This window comes from Paenibacillus sp. PSB04 (assembly GCF_025809195.1).
Taxonomy (GTDB): domain Bacteria; phylum Bacillota; class Bacilli; order Paenibacillales; family Paenibacillaceae; genus Paenibacillus_AQ; species Paenibacillus_AQ favisporus.
Genome location: NZ_CP081301.1, coordinates 4,215,124 through 4,238,298, shown reverse-complemented (window position 1 = coordinate 4,238,298; position 23,175 = coordinate 4,215,124). Strand labels below are relative to the sequence as shown.

The window sequence follows — 23,175 nt, the reverse complement described above, 5'->3', positions numbered from 1 at the left end:
AAAAAACCCCCGAACAATCGGAGGGTTTTGCTGACATTTGCTTCGGTTCGGCTATGAACCGAATATATATTATTTTACCTTGTCGACATTAAAATACCGTGCTTCCGGATGGGCAAACACCATCGCCGACACCGAAGCTTCAGGCTCCATCATAAAGCCTTCGGTCAGATGTACGCCGATATCCTCCGGCTGCATCAGCTTGAAGAGCGGCTCCTGATCCTCCAGATCCGGACATGCCGGATATCCGAAGGAGACGCGGATGCCTTGATACCTTGCCCCGTGACGCTGCTTCATCGTCATATCGGCCGGGTCAGGGAAGCCCCACGTATCACGCATCATATGGTGAACGCGCTCGGCCAGCGCTTCGGCGGTCTCAAGAGCCACCGATTGCAGGACATGGGACTTCAGATAGTCTCCTTTATCCTTCCACTCCGAAGACAGCTTCGAAATGCCTTGTCCCGCGGTGACGACCAGGAAGCCGACATAGTCCATCTTGCCGCTGTCGACCGATTTCAGGAAATCGGCGAGGCAGAGGAACGGTGCCACGTTCTGGCGCGGGAACGTAAACGTATGCAGTACCTTGGTGTGATCCTCCGGATCGTAAATGACAATGTCGTTGCCCCTCGACTGCGCAGGGAAGAAGCGGTACATCGCATGCGCCTGGATAATCCCCTCGCGGGCGGCCTGATCCAGTACATCATCGACGGTTGCTTTCAAATCCAGCGCTTTTTCGTCACCTTTCTCCAGCAGCTGCTCGACCTGACCGCGCAACCCCAAATGATGGCCAAGCAGCATCTGCATGTTCATGTATGGGATGATGTGGCTGATCGGATAGTTGCGGATGATGTGCCGCTCCAAATCGGGCGGGTTAAAGACCGGGACATCCGTCGACACGTTGGACTTGGCCGCACGGGTCAGTTCCGGCAGCTCAACCGGTTTTTCAGCTTCCGCCAAAAGCGCTTCGAGCTCCGCGTCCATTTCAGCCTGCATCAGACTGCGCTGCTCCGGATCCATCAGCTTGTTTGCCAGGTCAAGCCCGTCCATAGCGTCCTTCGCGTACACGACCATGCCTTCATACTCCGGCCGGATCCGCGTTTTGGTAAACCTGCGGGTCAATGCCGCTCCGCCAACCATAATCGGCACCTTCACGCCGGCATTTTTCAAGTCCTGCGCGGTCACGACCATTTGCTGTGCGGATTTCACCAGCAGACCGGATAGTCCGATCAAATCGGCCTGCTCCTTCCGGTAAGCCTCGATGATCGTCTCCGGTGGTACTTTTATACCCAAATTGACGATTTGGTAACCATTGTTCGAGAGGATAATCTCGACCAGGTTTTTACCGATATCATGCACGTCGCCTTTAACGGTGGCCAGCAGCATCTTCCCTTTGACGGACGTTTCGTTCTTTTCCATAAAAGGCTCCAGATAGGACACGGACGCTTTCATTACCTCGGCGCTCTGCAGCACCTCCGCCACGATCAGCTCGTTGTTGTTGAACAGACGACCGACTTCGGACATGCCGTCCATGAGCGGCCCGTTGATGATCTCCAAGGCGCCGTACTTCTGCAGCGCAGCATCCAGATCGGGAATCAGCCCTTCCTTGGTGCCTTCAACGATATAGGTAGCCAGCCGTTCTTCCAGCGACAAGTTCGAAATTTTCTCTTTCTTCTCGACCTTTTTATTCCGGAACGCCGCCACAAACGCGGCCAGCGTCTCGTCGTTCGTATTGTAAATCAGCTCTTCGGCCAGCTTCCGCTCCGCTTCTGGAATCGAGGCATAGCGCTCCAGCTTCTCGGTATTCACGATGGCATAGTCCAGGCCCGCTTTCGTACACTCGTACAGGAAAACGGAGTTCAATACTTCGCGGCCCGCTTCCGGCAAACCGAACGAGACGTTGCTGATGCCAAGGATCGTATGGCACTCCGGCATCGCTTCCTTGATCAAACGGATCCCTTCAATCGTTTCCTTGGCGGAACCGATGTACTGCTCATCACCGGTACCAACCGGGAACACCAGTGTGTCGAAAATCAGGTCCTCAGCGGGAATGCCGTATTTATGAACGAGCAGATCGTATGATCGCTTGGCCACATTCAGCTTGTCGTTTCGGTCAATGGCCTGTCCGCTCTCATCGATGGTCCCCACCACGACGGCAGCCCCGTATTTGTGGATGAGCGGAGCCACATGTTCGAACTTTTCTTCACCGTCTTCAAGGTTAATGGAGTTAATAATCGCTTTGCCCTGAGAATATTTGAGCGCAAGGTCGATGACCTTCGGATCGGTCGTGTCGATCATGAGCGGCACTTTGACCTTTTTCACCACCAGCTCCAGGAACTGTTTGATATCCTCCGCTTCATCCCGGTCCGGATCCTGCACGCAGACGTCGATGACGTGCGCTCCGTTTTTGACCTGGGCCCGGGCGATCTCCGAAGCTTCCTCGTACTTCCCTTCCACGATCAGGCGCTTGAATTTGCGGGAGCCGAGCACGTTGGTCCGCTCTCCCACCATATATGGCCGGTTGTCCGACTCAATGTACACGGGCTCAATTCCGGACAGCGCCGGCGGATGGCTCCCTTCCATTTGACGAGGCTGGTAACCCTTCATGACCTCGTTCAGTGCCCGAATATGATCCGGAGTCGTTCCGCAGCAGCCGCCGGCAATATTGAGCCAGCCCTGCTCCGCAAAGTCTTCCATCTTCCGGGCCAGAGACTCCGGAGATTCATGGTAATGCCCGTTCTCATCCGGAAGGCCGGCATTCGGATAGCAGCTGACCGCCGTTTTGGCCATGGAGGCGAGCGAACGGATGTGATCGCGCATAAATTCCGGACCTGTCGCACAGTTAAGGCCGACCGAAATCGGATTCAGGTGCTCCAGTGAAATGTAGAACGCTTCAATGTTCTGCCCGGCCAGGGTCGTCCCCATCGGCTCGATCGTACCGGAAATCATAATCGGCAGCGTGATCCCAGTGCTTGCAAAGGCATTCCGGATTCCGATGCTGCCGGCCTTAACATTCAGTGTATCCTGGCTCGTTTCAAGCAACAGGGCGTCGACTTTGCCCTCGATCAGGGCAACCGCCTGCTCCTCATAGCTGCTCACGAGCTCTTCAAAAGTTACGCCCCCGGTCACCGACAGCGTCTTCGTCGTCGGTCCGATCGCGCCGATTACGTACCTAGGCTTGTCCGGCGTGCTGAATTTATCCGCCGCTCTGCGGGCAATTTCCGCAGCAAGCAGATTAATCTCCCGCGCCTTCTCGGGAATATCGTATTCAGACAATACGACCGAGGTAGCGCCGAACGTATTCGTCTCTATGAGATCCGCCCCGGCTTCCAGATACTTCTCGTGGATCTGTTCGATCACATCGGGACGGGTAATGACCAGCATTTCATTACAGCCTTCCAGCTCTTCTCCACCAAAATCCTGAGGGCCAAGGTCGACCTGCTGGATCATGGTACCCATGGCACCGTCCAATATCAATATTCGTTCTTTCATTAATTCCTTCAAGTCAGGTCTGTTCACTGTATGTCCCCCCTGCCAAACGTTAAATCTTAGTTTATCAGAATAGCCCTTATTAGAAAAGTGCAAGAAATGCCTTAAGGCAGGGTTTTGCTCCTGATTTTCGTGTAATATATAATCGACAACAAAAGTATCGTTCGTTATAATATGAATTAATCCAAGTGGAAAAGAGGGTTTAGAGATGGCTGAAATCGTGATTCGCAATACGAACGAACGGATTACCGGCGACGATAATGTTCGTGAGTTCCTCAACAATCAAAACGTTCTTTATGAAAAATGGGATGCTTCCAAGCTGCCTCTGGAGCTTCAAACCAATTTTCAACTGAACGACGAGCAGAAAAAGCAAATCCTGGACACCTACGATGAGGAGATCCGTGATCTGGCCGCCCGCCGCGGCTACAAGATCTGGGACGTCATCACGCTGTCCGACGCTACGCCGAACCTGGAAGACCTGCTGAATAAGTTCGAAGAGGTTCATACCCACACGGAAGACGAAATCCGGGCGATCGTGGGCGGCAAAGGAATATTCGTAATCAAGGGCGCAGGCGACATCGGCTACTTCAATGTCGAGCTCGAAGCCGGTGATGTCATCTCCGTTCCGGAAAATACAAACCACTTCTTTACGCTGATGGACAACCGTAAAATTATCGCCGTCCGCCTCTTTATCGAGGAAAACGGCTGGGTCGCCCATCCGGTTCAGGACCCAAGCTTTCAGTCCTAATCCATAAATATAGCGATATACGCAGCAACCCCCGCCTTCGCCAGGAAGAACGGGGTTGCTTGTCGTTATCAAACGAATCATGATGCTGATTATTCCGTCACGGTCAGCTTTTTCGTCGGCATCGTATGCTGTGGTCCTACCGTAACATGGGACGTGATGCTGTAGGTGCCCGCCTGATCGAAGGTTTTATCGAGCGTATACTTCCCTCCGCCTGCATTCTGGGCGGCCACCTTTTCATGGCTGCTGCTGTCGCCTTCCTTCGAGATTTCAATCATAACCTCATCGGCCTTATCGACTGGTTTATCCTTTTGCGTTACGTTCACCTCGATGGTAACTTGGTTACCTACCTTGGCCTGCTCGGGCGTCCAGCTAAGATCCACCTGCACCGGATCCATCATGCTCTCGCTCATGTCCATGCCCGCATGACCACCGCCGCCGCTGCCGCAGCCTGCTATGCTCCATACCGCCAGCAGCAGCAGAGCAACAAAACCGTACTTTCTCAAGCGAAGTCACTCCCTATACGTCTATCTATGTAAGCTGTTTGTCCATATTCTTCATCATTATACATAATTATCGCCTCACCCAAACCATCCATCTGTTAACAAAATGGAACAAATTGACCGGAAAGGGTCAAGCTTGCTCAGCAAGCGGGGCATTCATATACACAAGGTATAATAAAAGCCTGCCGGACGAAGGATTCCCCTCTGGGCAGGCTAGCATATAAGACCGACTCAAGAACGTTCGGCGATGATGCGATGCAGTTCAGACAGATGCTTGATTTCGTAATCAGGCTCAATGGACGGATCTTTTACTTTTCCGTTGCGGTTGATCCATACTGTGGTCAGTCCGGCACTATTTCCGCCTTTGATGTCGGTTGTCTGCTTGTCGCCGACCATGAGCGTCTGTTCCGGTGTTAATCCAAGTAATGAAAGCGCATGTTCGAAGATGGTCGGATCCGGTTTGCCTTTGCCGTATGTACCGGAAATGACGATCTCGTCAAAATATGGAGCAAGCTCAGGAACGCCGGCGATCTTCTCCTGCTGGAGCGCGGGACAGCCGTTCGTCAGAAGAAGCAGCTTCTTGTTTCCTTTCAATTCGTCCAGCACTTGGAAGGTCTCTTCATATACATGGGGGCGGGAGCGGCGCTCGGCGGCAAATTGCTCGGCCAATTCTCCGGCCAGCTGTTCATCGTCAACCCCAAGCTTCAGCAGACCACGCCGCCATGATTCCTTGCGGTAGCCTGGAGCGAGCTCCTCAAGTCTGCGAAATTCAGGTTGTTCGCCTGCGCTGAAGTTGGCCCACAGTCCTTCAAACGGGTTAATTCCAATCATTTGGGTAAAGGCAAACGTGTCATAGGATTGATATAACGCCCTTGCCTCATTGCGGACCGCTTCCTCCAGCTCCTTGGCGTCAATGCCCTTCGCCATGGCGGCCGTCTCGCATACCGCTTCAAAGGATTCCTTCACGCTGCGCTCATCCCACAACAGCGTATCGTCCAAATCGAAAAAAACAGCTTGTACCGGCATCCTCTTCCATCCTCTCCATCTGCTATCTCTTATATTTGTTTATTTTTCCAAAGGGATATTATGGGTCTGCGCAAAACGCTCCAGACGTTCCCCTATGGCATCGGTATCGTAGCGGTTGATCAGGCGCGTGAACACCCAGTTGCCGCCTTTGCCCTTCGGCTCAATCACGACAGAGCCTTTGGCCAGCTTGATCTTGGCGATATTGTCTGCGGTCAGTCGCCGATCCCGGTTGAACTTGATCGTCGATACGGCGTTTTTCTCCACGCGCAGGAAAGGCCTGCGCAAAAAGATCATCAAGCCCAGGAACACGTACATGGCCATAATGATCCAGGTCATGCCGCTGTTTCCCGCCGTACCCTCCTGTCCGAGCATTCCGAGCAGGAAGTAAACCGCGGCCAGAGCGACCATCGTAATCGGAAGCACATAGTTTCTTCCTTTATAAATGTCAGCCGATGGACCTCCCGTGCTATAGATGGATGGCTTTCCCTCTTTCTTTCTCTGCTTGTTCAGCTGCGCTGAGTTTTTTCTTACCTGTCTTTCCCATGAACGGGCCATTCACGAACCTCCTCAAAATGCTTTCGGCTATATAGTTATTTACTTCCTCATATATAACGGCCCAATACTGCTTACAGCAATTATTCCTGTAGTTTCACATTCTATATAATAGAAAGCAAATGAAGGAAAACTTGGTGCGCTTACATAGAAGCATTCTGTTCTCGGTAGTGAGCCATACAAAACCTTGAGTCAGTCTATACCATAATCGAATGTATGAGTCTAAACCAGCAGCGGGTGTTATTTCTTCTCTTCATCCACCCATTCAATCGAGTCCAGCTGCTGTCTGAAATTTCTGCGGACATTCTGAAGGTATCTCTCACGAAGCTTGGCCCGTTCTTCGATTTCCTCTTCGGTTAAACCGGATTCCTTTTGCTTGCGCGCAAGCTCATTAATTCTCTCTACAACGCTGTCGATATCCATACAATTACTCCTCCAATATTCAAGTCATACCTAACTTTGCCATGATAAAAAGAGCTTGTCAAGGTTCACACCTTTCCAAGCTCTTGATCATTTATCTTCTATTAATATTGTGGGAGTGCCAATACTTCTCCGGCTTGAATTTCGCTGCTGGTTAAATCGTTATACTTCTTCACCGCCATAATGTATGCGCGGATATCCATGTCTTCCGGCTTATGGGCAGAAGCGATTCCCCACAGCGTATCGCCTTGCTGAACGATGACATTTTTCTCTAACCGAACATCATCCGAGGTTCCCGCGAATACGCGAACGACACCTGTGCATCCCACCAAAATAATCAGGGCCGCCAGGATCAGTTTGATCAAGGCAGGGCCAGGCACGAAGGACTGGAGTTTCTTCAACCAAGGAGATGCTATAGCTTCATTGATGGATGGGTTAACGGATGGGTTATTATAAATACTTTGGTATGTAGTGTGTTTCAGCATAAATATTACGCCTCCAAACGTTTGTTCTTGTTTCATGAGAACAATATAACACGAACATTTGTTTTGTTCAATACTTTTTTCGAACAATTGTTCCTATGTTTTTAGAGGCGGGCTTCCTTCATTCAGAAGCCGCGAAAATCCCGCTCCATCAAAGCAAAATCATTTAGAACTTATGTTTGTACGAACGGCAGTTCTATGTTATAATTTTACCAAACGTTACTAAATGGGGTTGATGGGGAATGTCAAAGATATCTAGCCGGCAGCAAGCGATATTGGAATTTATCAGAAATGAAGTCCGCGCCAAGGGTTATCCTCCGTCCGTCCGAGAGATCGGTGAGGCGGTAGGGTTGGCTTCCAGCTCGACCGTACACGGCCATTTGGACCGACTGGAGAAGAAAGGCTTGATCCGCAGAGACCCTACGAAGCCTCGTGCCATCGAACTGTTGGGACAAGAAGAATCCGAGAGCAGCAATCTGTTCACGCATACGATCGCCAGAGTTCCCGTAGTAGGCAAGGTCACAGCTGGGGTGCCGATCACGGCAACGGAGAACATTGAAGATTACTTCCCTCTGCCACAGCACTATGTTGGAGATGAGAAAGTATTTATGCTTTCCGTCGTTGGGGACAGTATGATCGAGGCGGGCATTCATAACGGTGACTACGTCATCGTGAGACAGCAGCAGACAGCCGATAACGGGGACATCGTCGTTGCCATGACGGATGAGGATGAAGCAACCGTGAAGACGTTTTACAAGGAGAAGGACCATATCCGGCTTCAACCGGAGAACCCGGCTTACGAACCTTTGCGTCTGAACCATGTCACCATTCTGGGTAAAGTCGTCGGGCTGTTCCGCGATATTCACTAGCAGATGATGCTGGACAAGCAGCAATAGAGCCCTTGCTCTTCCTTACTCAGGAAGGTCAAGGGCTCTTTTCGGCGTTGGGATCAAGGCAGGATGATTCAGGTGGGACACACCTCACGGGAATCCGCCGTTTGCTCCAGACGGTACTCCGTCGGGGTTTTTCCCGTTTTTTTGCGGAACACCTGGGTAAAATGCTTGACGTCCACATATCCGACTTTGTCCGAAATGTCGGCCAGCTTCAAATGCGTTTGCAGCAGCAGCTTGCAGGCTTGTTCGATCCGCAGATTGGTGACGTATTCCTTGAAGCCGCTTCCTGTCTTCTGCTTAAACAGCTGGCTGAAATAGACCGGATTCAGGAACACGACCGAAGCTACCTTTTCCAGGGACAGATCCGTATGATAGTGTGCTTTGATGTACTGCACCGCAACCTCGATCGCTCGGTTACCGCCCGGGTTGTTGTATTCGTACTCCAGCGATGCCGATTCCTGGCGCATCCGCCGCACTTCCTCCGGCACCCGGTGAATGTCTGTGATAAGTCCCGTCGACTGAATCTGGAAAGGCACCTTGACGCATCGTTTCAAGTTAGCGCGCAGCTCATCCGTCAGACGTTTCATGCCTCCCTCTTCCCCCAGTGAGACGAGGCCGATCAGGCTCGTTTCGTCCATGCTTGTCACAAATCCGCAGCCGTGCGCTTCAATCAGCTCACCAAGCACATTTTCAATAATAAAATGCTCCAGATGCACCGGCGCGTCGCTCTCCATCTTAACCATTACCAGTTGGAATGCGGGGTAGCTCTCAATTATAGACGCGACGTCAAGGCGCCCAGTATCGAGTCCGCTCGCCCAGCGCTGAAACACAGCCTCACGCAAATACTTCAGGTTAGACTTCAGCAGCTCCGCCTCGCGCACGATTTCATTCTCCCGATCCATCTCCTGAGCAAGTCCGGAAATCATGGAGAGCAGCAGCTCTTTCCCGATCGGCTTGAGCATATAGTCCTTAGCCCCAAGCTTGACGGCTTCCTGGGCGTAGGAAAACTCGGAATAAGCCGAAATGATGACCCATTTGATATGCGGATAACTGCCTTGGCACAGCTGCATCAATTCAAGGCCCGTCATTCCCGGCATGAGGATATCGGTCAGCACCAGATCAATCCGGTGTTTGCGCAGCTGCTGAACCGCTTCCTCCGGATTCGCCGCCAGGTGAACATAATGCTGCGGATAGGCCCGGTGGATGGTGCGCTTAATTCCGTCACGGATCACATGCTCATCGTCCACGACTAAAATGTTCATCTTCCATTCCTCCTTGGTGCCGGATTGGTAAACGGATGGTTACCGTCGTTCCTTCCCCTTCTTGACTGTCCAAGTATAAACCGTACGGACTGCCGAACATCATTCGGATCCGCTCATGCACATTGCTCAAACCGATGCCACGGCGAAGCACGGGGCCGTCTCTGTCCTCCGCTTTGGGCGACGTGCGGTTGCCGCCCTCCAGCAAGCTTCTGACCTGCATCAGCGTGTCTTCGTTCATTCCCTTCCCGTTATCCCGAACGACGACATGGAGATCGTCCATGACCTGCTCCGCCGTAACGAGCAGCATGCCCTGCCGATCCAGCGGCTCCAGTCCATATTTTACAGCGTTTTCAATAATCGGCTGAATCGTCATTTTCGGCAGCGTGACGTCCATCCACTGTGGATCCACATCGATCTTCGGTGCAAGCCTATCCTTCAGCCGGTTCTCGATAATCGTCAAATAATGCCGGATCTGTTCCAATTCCTGACGCAGCGTCGTCCGGGAAGCCTCTTCCCAGTTGCTGCTGTAACGGAACATTTGCGACAGTGACAGAATGACCCTGCTGAGGCGTTCATTCCCTTTTTCATCCAGCATCCAGTAAATCATGTCCAGCGTGTTGTACAAAAAATGCGGATTCACCTGGGACTGCAGCGCCTGCAGCTGCGCGTTTTTCTCGCTGACGGTCGTGACCTTGATCGTCTCAATCAGCTCATCCATCCGGTGCACCATCCGGTTGAAGGAAGACACCAGGCTGTTGATTTCGTCAAACGAGTCGACATTAACCGAACCGCTGAAATTGCCCATCTCCACCTTTTTCATTTCCCGGATCAGCAGCTTCAGCGGGGAAGCAATGTTGCGCGATACCAGCGTGGCCAGAACCGTGGAGACGATAATCAGCACGATTAGAACGATAACGAGGTATTGGGTCGTCTGGTTCACTTCCGCCTGAATGTCGTGCTTCGGGGTAAAACCGTAGATCGTCCAGCCCGCCATGGGCGTATTGGCAGCGACCACCAGCTGGCTTGAGCTGTCATCCACCAGAATACCGTCCTCGGCACCTGGCTTCGGAATGCTGGCAAAGTCCGGCGCCTCCGTCCCTTTTTTACCGGTCGAAGCGATGATGTTGTTGTTCTGATCGATCAGGTACACGCGGCTGCCCGGGCTGATCGTCACATTGGACATCGCCTCCATGATGGACGAAGGATTCGCTTCGATGACCATGATGCCAAGCTGCTTGTGCGTGTTCAGATCGTACAGCTTCCGGCCGAACACAAAGACGTTCTCTTTCTGCTGCAGCGTGTTGATCGGCGAACCCGGCATCATCCCGAGCCAGACCATATTGCCCGACGAGGCGTTCAGCTCGTTGTACCAGGACGTCTGGGCGTAATTGTTGTCGATGACCCCGGCGAACTGGCGCTCATAGCTGTACACTTTGCCCCTGTCGGTCAGAATATGGATGCCTGTAATATCGTTCCTTGAATAGTAAGCCGCCCCGATAATATTCGTAATCGTTCGTTCGTTTTCGATGGCGACGGTCTCTTTTACATGGGTCTCTTGAAGCAGCCGGGTCAGCTCGTAGTTGCTGTTGAGCGACTTGGAGAGACTGTTGTAGCCTTGAAGCAGCGAGTTGAACAGTCCGGCGGTCTGCGAAATGTTCTTCTCGGCGATATCATTCACCTTGGTATGAATAATGGAAATGGTGCGGTAATAATACACGACGCTGATCAATATCAATATGCCGGTCATGCAGCATAGAAACAGCAGAAAAAGACGGCTGTGAATCGAACGAAAATGTCGCCCCACAGATACATTCCCCTTTCGTATCCGGTCATCCATTTGTCATTCTATCACAGAAACCGTCTTTGCCCTACTAACCTTTTACTGCACCTGCTACCATACCCTGGGTGATCTTGTCGGCGAGCAGGAAGTAGATAATGATGACCGGGAGCGCGCCCAGCACAAGAAATGCGCCGATGGCCCCGTAGTTGACCGAGTATTGGCTGACGAAGCTGTTGACGCCGAACGGCAGTGTTTTCAGCTTTTCCGATGAGATAAACGTCGCAGCCAAAATATATTCGTTCCAGATGTTGATGAATGTCAGGATACACACCGTCATTACCGGCGGAACCGAAATCGGCAGGATGATGCTCGAGAATATGCGTCCGATCCCCGCTCCGTCCACCACCGCGGATTCTTCGATTTCATGCGGAATGGTTTTCATGAACCCGCTAAGAATAAAGATGGCGATCGGCATGGAAAATGCCACATACGGCAAAATGATCGACAGATGCGTATTCAGAATATGCATGTTTTTGAAAATGATCATGAGCGGCAGCAGCGTCGCCTGCATCGGGATCATCATTCCGATCAAGAATACGACCATGACCGCCCCGCCAAAGCGCCACCGGAAACGGCTGATCGCATAGGCGCACAGGGAGCTGAGAATAATGACCGCAATCATCGTCACGGATGTGACAAAGATGCTGTTCAACAAATAGCGGAAATAGTTGCCCTCCAGCGCAGCGCTGTAATTGGCCCACTGCGGCGAATGCGGAAGGGCAAAGAAGCTGCCCGACAAAATTTCTTCATTGGATTTCAAGGAATACAGGAGCAGCCACAACAGTGGATACACCTGGGTTACAAACAGAATGCCAAGCACCAGAAACACGATGGCCTTCGTAACGGAAAACCGTTTGCGTCTGGTTACGGCCACCTGCTTCTTCAAAGCGACGGCTGTGCTTGTGTTCATTGGCGGTTTCCTCCTTTACGAGTATCGTTTCTCCAGTTTGTTGAAAATGAAGTTGATGCAGAATGTGGCGGCCAGACAGAGCACCACCAGGAATGCGGCGATCGAGCTGCCGTAACCGTATTTCATGGACGTGAACGACATATTGTACATGTGCGTGGAAATGACGTCCGTAGCATGCGCCGGTCCGCCGCCCGTCATGACCATGATCATGTCGAAAGCCTGAAGCGAGCCGATGAAGGCCAGCACGATGGAAATTTTGAAAATCGGGACAATCAGCGGAAACGTAATGTGCCAATCCGCTTTAAAGCCTTCGGCACCGTCGATACGGGCCGCTTCGTACACATCGTCCGGGACATTCGAGATGCCTGTAAATTGAATGAGGGTGTGGTAACCCAGGTACTGCCACAGGGCGACGAAATACAGCGAATACATGGCGACCGAAGGATCGGTGAGCCAGGCTTTACCCCAGGAATGCAGTCCCACTGCATCCAGGATTTGATTCAGCATACCGCCCATCGAAGCCGGGTTATAGATCGTTTTCCACAGCTGGCCGACGACGACGACGGACAAGATGACCGGTAAAAAGTAACTGGAAACCAAAAAATTCGGTTTTCGCACGTAACGCTTCAGCAGTATGGCTACAAGCAGTGCGATCGGAATCTCGGCCATGGAGAACACCGCAAACATCAACGTTCTCCGCACCGACGGCCAAAATACCGAGTCGTGGAACAGCAGCTTTTTGAAATTGGCCAGACCCACGAACGTCGATTCGCCGATCCCGTTCCAGTCCAGCATACCGCTGTACATGGATACGAGGATGGGAACAAACACAATACCGATATAGATGATTAAGCAAGGAAGCACAAACGCGGCAATCGTCCAGCGGGAGACCTTCAGCACGTTCACGACTTACCTCTCCTCCTTCTCCTTCTTGGCTGCAATATTCCTCATGGGAATTGAAGGGAACGGCATCCGAAAATGCGTCCCCTTCATGTTTAAATACCTGTTCTCTCTATAAAAAGCTGGATTTGTATCCGTTGATTATTGATTGTTATCTTCGAACCCGGCTTGATGCTCTTTGGCCACGTCCGCCGAATTTTTCTTCTGGGCGAACAGGTTTTGAATGCTGGAGAGGTGAACCTGGGCCGTGCCCGGATTCATCGTGTTGTCAAACGCCAGGTCTCCGCCTTTGACATCCTTGAACATGTTCAGCACGTCCATCGCCATGTCGGAATATCCTGCAGCCTTGAAGTCGCCGTCCACTTTCTGGCCGATCCCGACCGCGCCTTTAGCTTCAAAGGCTTCTTTCGGGAAGTTCAGCATGAAGTAGTTGAGGAACTCCTTCGTTTCGGCAAGATGCTTGCTGTCCGCTGCAATAGCGAAACCACTGCCTGGTGCCAGCATGAATTCGTCCGGGTTGCCCTTGCCGCCGATCGTCGGGAATTTGAAGACGCCGACTTTGCCGTTAACGGATGACGATTCAATGCCGCCCGTTGCCCACGTTCCCATGTAGTACATCGCTGCTTTACCGGTTTTGAACAGGTTCTCGCCGGCATTGTAGTCGAAGGATGTTGCACCTTCCTGGAAAGCTCCAGCCTGCACGAGGTTCTGGAACGCGTCTACCGCCTCTACGAAGGCTGGATCTTCAAATGTCTTTTTCTTGTCGAGAACGTCCTTCAGGAATCCAGGGCCGTTGTTCGTGCGGAGCAGCATGTTCATGAACAGGAACGAACCCGTCCAGGTGTCTTTCTCGCCGATGGCCATTGGCTGGATGCCTTTGGATTTCAGCGTTTTGACGACGTCGACCATTTCCTCAAACGTGCTTGGAACCTTCACGCCGCCCTTTTCAAACAGTTCTTTATTGTAGTACACCACGCCGATGTTGTTGCCGTCCGGTACCGCATACGTGCTGCCGTCAAAGCTGTACCAGTCCAGCAGCCCGTCCTGGAACGTGTCCTTCAGACCGTTCTCGGCCAGCATATCATCAAGCGGAGCCAGCAGCTTGGCATCGACAAAAGGCTGCATTTGCGCCGCCGGGTTCACGACCGTAATGTCCGGAATTTCCTTGGAGGCCGCCTGCGTTTTCAGCTTCAGCTTCTGCTGGTCAGTGTTGAGCGAATCCAGTTCGATTTTGATATTCGGATGATCCTTCTCATACTGGTCCACAATCTTGTTCATGATCTTGTTCTTCGGATCCGTCGGGTCCGGATAGATGTTTTGGAAAGTAATCGTAATGTTCTTATCCTTCGATGTGTCGGATGTGCTGCTGTTGGATCCGGCCGCGCCCGATGCGCTGCTGCCAGAATCCTCCTTGTTACCGCTTCCACAAGCCGTAAGACTAAGCGCCAAGGTGCCTGTAAGCACGATGCTTAATAATTTCGACATCTTTGCCATCTTGTTATCCCCTTTTTGTTTGGTATGGGTTCATTATGCCGCGATTCGACTCGAAAAGGGAGGTGAGAAATTCAGGAAATAGGTTTAATTTCTAAAGGTCCCCTTAAATGATTGCCCCAGACAATGCAATATTATAAACGAGGCATTGCTGAACAATCGACAAAAAAAGGAACCCTGTAAGGGTCCCCTGAGAATCCTTTCATCCTCATTTATAGCGTGTACATCCCTCAATCCATCCAATCGGTGCAGGTGTCGGCGAGCTGCTGCAGCTCTTGCAGGAACATCCCGGCATGATACCCGTCACAGACGGCATGATGCACCTGCAGCGAAACCGGAAGCAGAACGTGCTTCCCTTCCCGAAAATACTTGCCCCCTGTGATGATCGGCAGCAGGTAGCTTCCGCCATGATCCAGATTCAGGTTAAAGCCGGTAAAACTGACCCATGGAATCATGGATACGGAGAAGGTATGAGGCGGCATGTCTTTTTTCGTAAACAGCCCCATACTCTCCCCATAACGGAGCTGATCCTCCCGGTAAAGTTCCATAAAGCTCCGGCAGCTGCTGCTGTACTCCGTCCAGATCGCGGAGAAGGTATGGTTTTCCGGATGAAAAATTGTATAACACGGACTCATCTGCTCCCAGTAGCCAACCTTCTCCTCCCGAATATCCATCCGAAACTCCACATGCGCATTTACGATTCTGGACAGCATGTACAAAAAGGCGGGGTACAGCTTCATCCCCCTCTTTTTCAGCTCGCCCAGCAGCAAGGTGATTTCGATGTTGGCTGTCATGCTGAAGGTGCACCGGTTCTGTTTGAAATAGTGGTCAAAATAAGGCTGTCTGTCCCACTGCCCGTCTTGGATCGGAATAAATTTCATGTATGAACCCTCCTAAAATGTGTATTTCGCGATTTTAGGAGGGTAAATCAACGGATTTCACCACGACACTCACTCCATATGCAGGATTGGTTACTATGCCATTGTATCCAATTTCGCAGGACAACAAAACAATTTTATAGAGTTATAGACTCCTGCTTTACCTTTTAACCGCTCTATTGCATAAGTTAGAGCAACGAGAGAGGAAAGGAGAAATCCGCTTATGAACATCTCCAAATCGCTGTGCGACCGGTTGGCCGCCATTCTCGGGGGCAAAGGCACATCGGACGGAAAAAGCTGCTCCATCATGATCGAGAGAAAGCTGAATGCCAAAATTCTCGGCAGAAACTATGAAACCGAACACGAAATCACGATTCAATCTTTGAAAAACGGCACAACGCTCAACACAGCGGAAATCACGCTGCTTCAGTCGGAAGTCCAGCGCTTTACCAGTGCCGCCCGCAAGGAGGGTTTTAAAGTGACCGCCATCCACAATCACTGGCTCTTTGAAAAGCCGAGACTGATGTACCTTCATTTGGAAACAGTCGAGAACCCCGTTACGTTTGCCAGAAAATTAAGAGCGGCTTTACATGTGCTGAAAAAGTGATCTGTGTGCATCGCTGAAAGGATGATGCCGGTCACGACAAGAAAAGCCCGCCGGCAGATGCCAACGGGCTTTCAGAAGCCTTTATTTTAGTAAATAAAGGCTTTTGTGATGATGACCAGCAGGATGAAGAGGACCAGGATTGCTCCTACGCCTCCGCCCCACAAACCACCATAACCGTATCCTACTCCAACGCCTCCAACGCCATCGCTCATGTGATAACCTCCTTGATTTATAAGGTACACCATATTCATATGGCGAAAAGCATAAAGAGGTATAGGCTAAATGGTAAGAACAGTGAGATTGGGCAGCGGCCTGTCAGCCTCAAAAAAATCCCCCGCACCGGTCAGGTGCAGGGGTTGTCCACTCTTAGTACAGCGTGATGTATTGATCGCGTTCCCATTGATGAACTTGTGTTCTGTACATATCCCATTCGATTTCCTTCAGTTCGTAGAAGTGAGCCAGGGCATGCTCGCCGAGCGCGTCGATGATGACTTCGTCGCGGATGAGTTCGCCGAGGGCTTCTTTCAGGTCGGCCGGCAGGCTTGGGATGCCTTCTTCAATGCGCTCTTCTTCGGACATCACGTAGATGTTGCGGTCGATCGGTGCCGGCAGCTTCAGCTCGTTGCTGATGCCGTCAAGGCCGGCTCTCAGCATAACGGCAAGCGCCAGGTACGGGTTCGCTGCAGGATCCGGGTTACGAACTTCGACGCGTGTGCTCAAACCGCGGGAAGCCGGAATCCGGATCATCGGGCTGCGGTTGCTGCCGGACCAAGCCACGTAGCACGGAGCTTCATAACCTGGAACGAGGCGCTTGTAAGAGTTGACCGTCGGGTTCGTGATGGCTGCCATGGCGCGGGCATGCTTCAGCACGCCTGCCATGTAATAGCGGGCGGTGGCGCTCAGGCCCAGCTCGTCGGACTCGTCGTAGAAGGCGTTCTCGTTGCCTTTGAACAGCGACTGGTGGCAGTGCATACCGGAACCGTTCACGCCGAACAGCGGCTTCGGCATAAAGGTCGCATGCAGACCATGCTGACGGGCAATCGTTTTAACGACCAGTTTGAACGTTTGGATCTGGTCCGCTGCCTTCACGGCGTTCTCGTATTTAAAGTCGATCTCGTGCTGTCCCGGCGCCACTTCGTGGTGGGAAGCCTCGATTTCAAATCCCATTTCTTCCAGTGTCAATACGATCTCGCGGCGGCAGTTCTCGCCGAGGTCTGTCGGGGCCAGGTCAAAATATCCGCCCTGGTCGTTCAGTTCCGTCGTCGGATTGCCTTTCTCGTCGGTCTTGAACAGGAAAAATTCCGGCTCCGGACCTACGTTCATGGACGTGTAGCCCATCGCTTCCGCTTCTTTCAGGTTGCGTTTCAGAATACCGCGAGGGTCTCCGGCAAACGGAGTGCCATCCGGCATATAAATGTCACAGATGAGACGCGCAACGCGGTCTTCCGTCACCCAAGGGAAAATGACCCAAGTGTCCAAATCCGGATACAGGTACATATCGGATTCCTCGATGCGCACATAACCTTCGATAGAAGATCCATCGAACATCATTTTATTGTCGAGCGCCTTCTTCAGCTGGCTGACGGGAATCTCCACATTTTTGATCGTTCCCAGCAAGTCCGTGAATTGAAGACGGATAAAACGGACGTTCTCTTCCTCCGCAATACGCAGAATATCCTCTTTAGTATAACTCACGATATCCTCTCCCTTTCTCACATGTGATTCCTGTTATTTTTTATTAAAAAACCGGGACAGCTCGCCTTGAATCAATGAGACCTGACCCGGTCTCTTACCAGATACCAGCTGCTGCTTCAGCAATCGGTGCAGCTGAGATTCCGACAGTTCTCTGCGCTTTACCTCGGTGTCGGCATTAAGGACAGTGGCTTCCTCAGACTCTTTGGACACAGGATTCATGACCTGCTTGATTCCCGCGATGTTGACGCCCTTCTCAATGAGCGCCTTAATCTCCAGCAATCTCTCCACATCGTTAAACGAGAACAACCGCTGGTTGCCGGAGGTGCGCGCAGGCACGATCAAATTGTGCTGTTCGTAATACCGGATCTGCCGCGCGGACAAATCGGTCAGCTTCATGACGATACCTATCGGGAATAATGCCATGTTTCTGCGAATTTCATCACCCATGACTCATCTCAACCTTCCACATGAACTATTTCTCATGTTCCATTGTACATTTCATGATATCACACGTCAATAACGTGTCAGATAAACTTACAATAATTTTCGATTTTTCATCGTCTGTAACGCCATCATTACGCCATATTTGACGTGTGAATAGGTGAGTCCGCCCTGCATGTATCCGATATAAGGCTCCCGGATCGGCGCGTCTGCAGACAGCTCCAGGCTTCCCCCTTGAATGAACGTCCCGGCCGCCATAATGACCGGATGCTCGTAGCCGGGCATGTCCCACGGCTCGGGTACGACGTGGCTGTCGACCGCTGCTGCGCGCTGGATCCCCTGAACGAAAGCGATCAAATGATCCGGTCCGGTAAAGGAAATGGCCTGGATCAGGTCGGTGCGCTTCTCGTTCCATGCCGGCTTGCTCTCGAACCCCGCCTGCTCAAACATCGCGGCTGCGAAAATGCTGCCCTTGACCGCTTGTCCCACAAGCGTTGGCGCCAGGAAGAGTCCCTGGTAAATCCCCCGGGTCGCTCCCAGCATCGCTCCCACCTCACCGCCGATGCCCGGGGCGGTCAGCCGATAGGCTGCAAGATCAACGAGGGCTTGTTTGCCGCAAATATAGCCGCCGGTTTCGGCAATACCCCCGCCGGGGTTTTTGATCAGCGACCCCGCCATCAGATCTACTCCGACCTGCGTCGGCTCTATTTCCTCCGTAAATTCGCCGTAGCAGTTGTCCACGAACACGATCACATCCGGCTTGATTCGCTTTACGCGCCGGACCATTTCGCCAATCTGCTCCACCGTGAACGAGGAACGCCAGTCATATCCGCGCGACCGCTGGATGCCGATCACCTTCGTTGAGCTGGAAATGCCTGCCTCTACAGCCTCCCAGTCTACGTCTCCTGACGCAGCCAAGGCAGCTTCGCGGTAAGTAATCCCGAAATCGGCCAGGGAGCCCGTACCATCCCCTTTGCGCCCGATCACCTTATGTAATGTATCGTACGGCCGTCCGGTAATGTAGAACAGCTCGTCGCCAGGACGGAGCACCCCGAACAAGGCCGTTGAAATCGTATGGGTCCCGGAAGCAAAATGCGGGCGTACCAGAGCGGCTTCGGCTCCGAATACGTCCGCATACACCAAGTCAAGCACTTCTCTTCCTCGGTCGTTATAGGCATAACCGGTTGAGCCGGCGAAATGAAAATCGCTCACCTGATGGCGCTGGAACGCTTCAATGACCTTCCACTGATTATGGTCCACGATTCCGTCCACCGTCCGGAGCTGATCTTCGATCCGCCGCTCGGCTGTATCTTTCCACTGTATAAGTTCGTCTGCAAATGTTACCATGTTCCCGGTTTCTCCTCACTTCTCATTGGTCAGAAGGTCTGACCTGTTCTTTATAGCTCTCTACGATGTAACCGTACTTCTCATAGTCAGGCTTGTGCACCTGCACCGTATAAATCATATCATCATTGTCGGCATCCTGGCCAATCACTTCGCCGACCCGGTGCAGCTGGGACAATATATCACCGCGTCCGGCAGGTACGCGGAAGGTTAATGTATCTCCCGTCAACCTAGTCTGTACTGCTTCGCGAACAGCCAGCAGATCTCCTTCCGCAAAAGCGCTGATTTTTAAATAACCCGTCCCGGACGGCAGCATCTCCAGCTGTTCCGGGGTGCAGGCGTCTTTTTTGTTAAAAAGGATCAGCTGCGGCTTGTCAGCCGCCCCCAGCTCTTCCAAAATGGAATCCACCACCCGCATTTGTTCATCGCGCATCTCCGACGATGCGTCTACGACGTGCAGCACGAGATCCGCCTCATTCACTTCCTCCAGCGTGGCACGGAACGCGGCGACGAGGTCATGCGGGAGGTTCTGGATGAAGCCGACCGTGTCGGTCAGGATCACTTCGCTGCCGCCGGGCAGCTTCATGATGCGCGAGGTTGGATCCAGCGTCGCAAACAGCTGGTTTTCGATATAGACGTCAGCGTTGGTCAGCTGTTTGAGCAGCGTTGACTTGCCCGCGTTCGTGTAGCCCACCAGCGCGACCTGGACCACCCCGCTCTTCTGCCGGCGGCCGCGGTGCAGCTTCCGGTGCTTGGTAACCTCTTCAAGCTGGCGTTTCAGGTCGCCGATTCGACCGCGGATGTGCCGGCGGTCGGTTTCCAGCTTGCTTTCCCCCGGTCCCCGCGTCCCGATTCCCCCGCCGAGACGGGAAAGATTCTTGCCGTGTCCGGACAGCCGTGGCAGCAGGTACGTCAGCTGAGCCAGCTCCACCTGAATAATCCCTTCGCGCGTTTTGGCGCGCTGGGCGAAAATATCCAGGATAAGCTGGGTACGGTCGATGATTTTGGCATCGAGGGCCTCCTCCAGGTTCCGGACCTGGGCGCCGGAGAGCTCCTGATCAAAGATGGCCGTATTGCCGCCATGCATTTCCAGGGCCTGCTTCAGCTCTTCCACCTTGCCCTTGCCGATAAACCATCTCGCATCCGGCACATCCCGGTTCTGCACTAGCATTTCCAGCACTTCCACGCCGGCCGTCTCGGCCAGCCGGACGAGCTCTTGAAGCGAGTGCTCCGTGTTCATGCCGGATCTCTTCACCTCGTCGGTCACCAGGCTGACCAGTACGGCCCGGTCCGGAATTTCATGATTCGTGTCATACGTTTGGTTTGCCATGATGATCTGCTCCTTTTCGCTTCAGCATCCATTGCTGCAAAATAAAGATCAGTTCAAACTGCCGGGCGCGCCTTTGGCTTCCAGCTTAAAATCCTCGGTCCGGAGCGTCATAAGCTCCAGCTTACCCGGGTTGCTGTGCGCATAATGATTCAGCAGCCGCACAGCCTGATTCCGGATGGACTTCTCGATCGTGTTGCGTACGTACCTCGCATTGCTGAAGGCGTGCTCGCTTTCGCCTTTCTCCTGAATCAGGTGCTGCCTCAATTTTAGTATCGCCTGCGGCATCAGGATGTAGTCCCGCTCCTTGGCCATCAGCTCGGAGATCTGGATCAGCTGATCGATCGTATAATCGGGGAAATCGACCTGAATCGGAAAACGCGACGGCAGCCCCGGATTCGTTTGCAGAAAAAAGTCAATCTCCTCGGAATATCCGGCAAGAATCAGAATGAACTGATTTTTGTGGTCTTCCATCGCCTTGACCAGCGTATCGATCGCCTCTTTGCCGAAATCCTTCTCGCCGCCTCTGGCCAGACTGTACGCTTCATCGATAAAAAGAATGCCGCCAAGCGCCTTCTTGACCAAATCCCTGGTTTTTTGCGCGGTATGTCCAATATACTCACCGACAAGGTCGGCGCGTTCCACTTCGATCAGGTGGCCTTTGCTCAGCACACCCATTTTTTGAAACAGCTTGGCGATGATTCGTGCTACTGTGGTTTTACCCGTGCCGGGGTTCCCTTTAAACACCATATGATATACATGTCCGCCGCTGGCCAGCCCCGCTTCCTGACGCATATGGGCGATTTGGAGCATGGCGTAAATTTCAAACACGAAATCCTTGATGCTGTCCAGCCCTACCAGCTGATCCAGCTCTTTTTGAATTTCCTGATACAGGCTGTGCTGAGCTGTATTCTTCTGGGCAGGGACCGATTCCTTCTCCGGAACGGCGCTGCTGACGACAGGAGGCTCCTGGCTGCGCAAAATCACATTGATTTGTCTGGATGGCCTGCCCTCCGGCCGGCCGTTCGCGGCCGCTATACGCCCGTTCATGCATCCATCACCTCATTTATCTACAGAGATGTATTCTCTATTCAATGTATTCTACTTGCCCAGGCGATATTAGCAGTTTCCCATCTATTTCAGGCCTGTCAGCAGCAGCAGCTCATCCAGCTTCCATTTGGTGTAGGCCAGCACTTCCCGCGGCTTGTGATACTTCATCGGCAGCGTTCTGGACTCTGTTAAACCAAGGGCCGGTCGGGTGTAGTCCAAAAATTTCGCAATGTCCAATGAGCGCATGCCATGGTATTGATGCGTAACGATGACGGCGCTTTGCCATCCCCGCTCTCTCATAATCTCCCGGCTGAACAGCAAATTTTCATAGGTACTCGTCGCCTTGTTTTCCAGAATAATAGCGGAAGCCGACACGCCGTGGTCCACCAGGTAATTCCGCATGCCTTCGGCTTCGGTATACTTGTAATCCGCCCGGTCCAGGCCGCCGGTGACGATAATATACGGAAACTTGCCTTCCTGATAGAGGCGGAGCCCTTCGTCCAAGCGTTCCCGGAGACCGGGGCTCGGCGAGTCCCCCCACATCGATGCGCCGAGAATAATGCCGACATCGCTTGCCGATGCCGGTACGGAGCTGTGGGCCCCGTTCATGAGCCGCCATGCATACCCGACCCACAGCAGTCCGAGCAGGACCAGAACAGCCAAGGTAATCAGCAGCTTCCGAAGCACGGACATTCTCTTATGCTTGGTTACGGCCACCGGCCCCCCGCTGCGGACGTTCATGACTTCCTCCGGAATTCACCGTTGTCAAATAGTCTCTTCCGGTCCTCAAGGGACATGAGGAAGTACGGAAACTGATGCGCATCAATGGCTTTCATTACGTTCTTCGCCGTTGAGATTGCCAATTGGTAGTCTTCCCTGGTGATATCCCCACGGGTCAGCGCATCATCCAGTTCGTCCTCATCCAGCAGGAACACCTCTCCGTTTCGAAGGACGACCACATCCAGATACAAATCGTCAAACCAAGGCACGCCTTGTTCCGTGACCCCCTGCGTTTTGCAGGTGTCGATGTACCATTGGATAATTTCGCTCCGTTCGTCGAACATCGCCGTGACAATATAATGGCTGTTATGTGGAAAGTACTGCAGCCATGAGTATCCTTTATCCGCGATGCGGTAAGTGTGATTTCCGTAGTTTTTCCAGAGCGGCTCTTTCAGGTTGTAAATCGTGTACAGCGTAATATAACCTGTGAATGCATCGCTCTCAACATAACGGCAGGCGAAGCGGCGGCGGGAAATCCGGCGCCAGTTCGCTCGATCTCCAAATTTTCGTTTCATGGAAAATTCCCTCTCCAATATGGTGTCTTCA

23 protein-coding genes are annotated in these 23,175 nt (G+C 52.5%); 3 read left to right on the top strand and 20 right to left on the bottom strand.

What is annotated here, in order from left to right; translation table 11 throughout:
* Positions 1-69: 69 nt before the first annotated feature.
* Positions 70-3,486 carry a methionine synthase gene (gene metH / locus K2F33_RS19670; RefSeq protein WP_373319010.1) on the bottom strand — a complete coding sequence of 1,139 codons (3,417 nt, stop codon included), beginning with the start codon at positions 3,484-3,486 and terminating at the stop codon, positions 70-72.
* Between the two features lie 205 nt (positions 3,487-3,691).
* Between metH and K2F33_RS19665 the strand changes: the two genes are divergently transcribed.
* Positions 3,692-4,231, top strand: coding sequence for a 1,2-dihydroxy-3-keto-5-methylthiopentene dioxygenase (locus tag K2F33_RS19665; RefSeq protein ID WP_076171258.1), 540 nt, complete (start codon positions 3,692-3,694; stop codon positions 4,229-4,231).
* Between the two features lie 89 nt (positions 4,232-4,320).
* Here K2F33_RS19665 and K2F33_RS19660 read toward each other — a convergent pair whose 3' ends face one another.
* The 5 genes from K2F33_RS19660 to K2F33_RS19640 all read right to left on the bottom strand — a co-directional run bounded on the left by K2F33_RS19660 (position 4,321) and on the right by K2F33_RS19640 (position 7,214).
* Entirely contained in the window at positions 4,321-4,734 is a 414-nt protein-coding gene (locus K2F33_RS19660) for a FixH family protein (RefSeq protein WP_076171256.1), read from the bottom strand.
* A 228-nt stretch (positions 4,735-4,962) separates the two neighbouring features.
* Positions 4,963-5,757 (bottom strand): HAD family hydrolase, encoded by a 795-nt coding sequence (locus K2F33_RS19655; RefSeq protein ID WP_263878318.1) that lies wholly within the window; start codon positions 5,755-5,757, stop codon positions 4,963-4,965.
* Positions 5,758-5,796: 39 nt separating this feature from the next.
* Positions 5,797-6,312 (bottom strand): hypothetical protein, encoded by a 516-nt coding sequence (locus tag K2F33_RS19650; protein WP_076171250.1) that lies wholly within the window; start codon positions 6,310-6,312, stop codon positions 5,797-5,799.
* Positions 6,313-6,549: 237 nt separating this feature from the next.
* The gene (locus tag K2F33_RS19645) at positions 6,550-6,732 is read right to left on the bottom strand and encodes a DUF896 domain-containing protein (RefSeq protein WP_076171246.1); all 183 of its coding nucleotides are present in this window, start codon (positions 6,730-6,732) and stop codon (positions 6,550-6,552) included.
* A gap of 101 nt (positions 6,733-6,833) precedes the next feature.
* A complete protein-coding gene (locus tag K2F33_RS19640) occupies positions 6,834-7,214 on the bottom strand; it encodes a LysM peptidoglycan-binding domain-containing protein (protein ID WP_263878317.1) in 381 nt (126 codons plus the stop codon).
* Positions 7,215-7,453: 239 nt separating this feature from the next.
* Between K2F33_RS19640 and lexA the strand changes: the two genes are divergently transcribed.
* Positions 7,454-8,080 (top strand): transcriptional repressor LexA, encoded by a 627-nt coding sequence (gene lexA, locus K2F33_RS19635; protein ID WP_076171240.1) that lies wholly within the window; start codon positions 7,454-7,456, stop codon positions 8,078-8,080.
* A gap of 95 nt (positions 8,081-8,175) precedes the next feature.
* On the opposite strand, the gene K2F33_RS19630 is transcribed toward lexA, so the two are convergent.
* From K2F33_RS19630 to catA, 6 genes are all read right to left on the bottom strand, one after another.
* Positions 8,176-9,366 carry a response regulator transcription factor gene (locus K2F33_RS19630; protein WP_212984257.1) on the bottom strand — a complete coding sequence of 397 codons (1,191 nt, stop codon included), beginning with the start codon at positions 9,364-9,366 and terminating at the stop codon, positions 8,176-8,178.
* Positions 9,341-11,170 (bottom strand): sensor histidine kinase, encoded by a 1,830-nt coding sequence (locus tag K2F33_RS19625; protein WP_263878316.1) that lies wholly within the window; start codon positions 11,168-11,170, stop codon positions 9,341-9,343. The genes K2F33_RS19630 and K2F33_RS19625 overlap by 26 nt, the downstream gene beginning before the upstream one ends.
* A gap of 67 nt (positions 11,171-11,237) precedes the next feature.
* Positions 11,238-12,116: a carbohydrate ABC transporter permease gene (locus K2F33_RS19620; RefSeq protein ID WP_263878315.1), complete on the bottom strand. Its 879-nt coding sequence runs from the start codon at positions 12,114-12,116 to the stop codon at positions 11,238-11,240.
* A gap of 15 nt (positions 12,117-12,131) precedes the next feature.
* The gene (locus tag K2F33_RS19615; RefSeq protein ID WP_076171233.1) at positions 12,132-13,022 is read right to left on the bottom strand and encodes a carbohydrate ABC transporter permease; all 891 of its coding nucleotides are present in this window, start codon (positions 13,020-13,022) and stop codon (positions 12,132-12,134) included.
* 135 nt (positions 13,023-13,157) lie between these two features.
* On the bottom strand, positions 13,158-14,510 hold the full coding sequence (locus K2F33_RS19610; protein WP_076171230.1) for an extracellular solute-binding protein: 1,353 nt from the start codon (positions 14,508-14,510) through the stop codon (positions 13,158-13,160).
* Positions 14,511-14,737: 227 nt separating this feature from the next.
* Positions 14,738-15,388, bottom strand: a complete 651-nt coding sequence (gene catA, locus K2F33_RS19605; RefSeq protein ID WP_263878314.1) for a type A chloramphenicol O-acetyltransferase — start codon at positions 15,386-15,388, stop codon at positions 14,738-14,740.
* 220 nt (positions 15,389-15,608) lie between these two features.
* On the opposite strand from catA, the gene K2F33_RS19600 reads away from it, so the two are divergent.
* Entirely contained in the window at positions 15,609-15,992 is a 384-nt protein-coding gene (locus K2F33_RS19600) for a DUF1259 domain-containing protein (RefSeq protein ID WP_263878313.1), read from the top strand.
* Positions 15,993-16,078: 86 nt separating this feature from the next.
* Here K2F33_RS19600 and K2F33_RS19595 read toward each other — a convergent pair whose 3' ends face one another.
* The 8 genes from K2F33_RS19595 to K2F33_RS19560 form a co-directional block, all read right to left on the bottom strand.
* Positions 16,079-16,204, bottom strand: coding sequence for a sporulation protein YjcZ (locus K2F33_RS19595; RefSeq protein WP_143811875.1), 126 nt, complete (start codon positions 16,202-16,204; stop codon positions 16,079-16,081).
* A 154-nt stretch (positions 16,205-16,358) separates the two neighbouring features.
* Positions 16,359-17,687 (bottom strand): type I glutamate--ammonia ligase, encoded by a 1,329-nt coding sequence (glnA, locus tag K2F33_RS19590; protein ID WP_076171222.1) that lies wholly within the window; start codon positions 17,685-17,687, stop codon positions 16,359-16,361.
* 33 nt (positions 17,688-17,720) lie between these two features.
* Positions 17,721-18,134, bottom strand: coding sequence for a MerR family transcriptional regulator (locus K2F33_RS19585; RefSeq protein WP_076171220.1), 414 nt, complete (start codon positions 18,132-18,134; stop codon positions 17,721-17,723).
* 87 nt (positions 18,135-18,221) lie between these two features.
* Positions 18,222-19,475 carry a methionine gamma-lyase family protein gene (locus K2F33_RS19580; protein ID WP_263878312.1) on the bottom strand — a complete coding sequence of 418 codons (1,254 nt, stop codon included), beginning with the start codon at positions 19,473-19,475 and terminating at the stop codon, positions 18,222-18,224.
* Positions 19,476-19,497: 22 nt separating this feature from the next.
* Positions 19,498-20,802 (bottom strand): GTPase HflX, encoded by a 1,305-nt coding sequence (hflX, locus tag K2F33_RS19575; protein WP_076171215.1) that lies wholly within the window; start codon positions 20,800-20,802, stop codon positions 19,498-19,500.
* Between the two features lie 48 nt (positions 20,803-20,850).
* Positions 20,851-21,849 (bottom strand): AAA family ATPase, encoded by a 999-nt coding sequence (locus tag K2F33_RS19570; protein ID WP_145132248.1) that lies wholly within the window; start codon positions 21,847-21,849, stop codon positions 20,851-20,853.
* Between the two features lie 84 nt (positions 21,850-21,933).
* Complete coding sequence (locus tag K2F33_RS19565) at positions 21,934-22,590, bottom strand: YdcF family protein (RefSeq protein ID WP_263878311.1); 657 nt, start codon at positions 22,588-22,590, stop codon at positions 21,934-21,936.
* Positions 22,587-23,144: a ribonuclease FAU-1 family protein gene (locus K2F33_RS19560; RefSeq protein WP_076171208.1), complete on the bottom strand. Its 558-nt coding sequence runs from the start codon at positions 23,142-23,144 to the stop codon at positions 22,587-22,589. The genes K2F33_RS19565 and K2F33_RS19560 overlap by 4 nt, the downstream gene beginning before the upstream one ends.
* Positions 23,145-23,175: the final 31 nt, after the last annotated feature.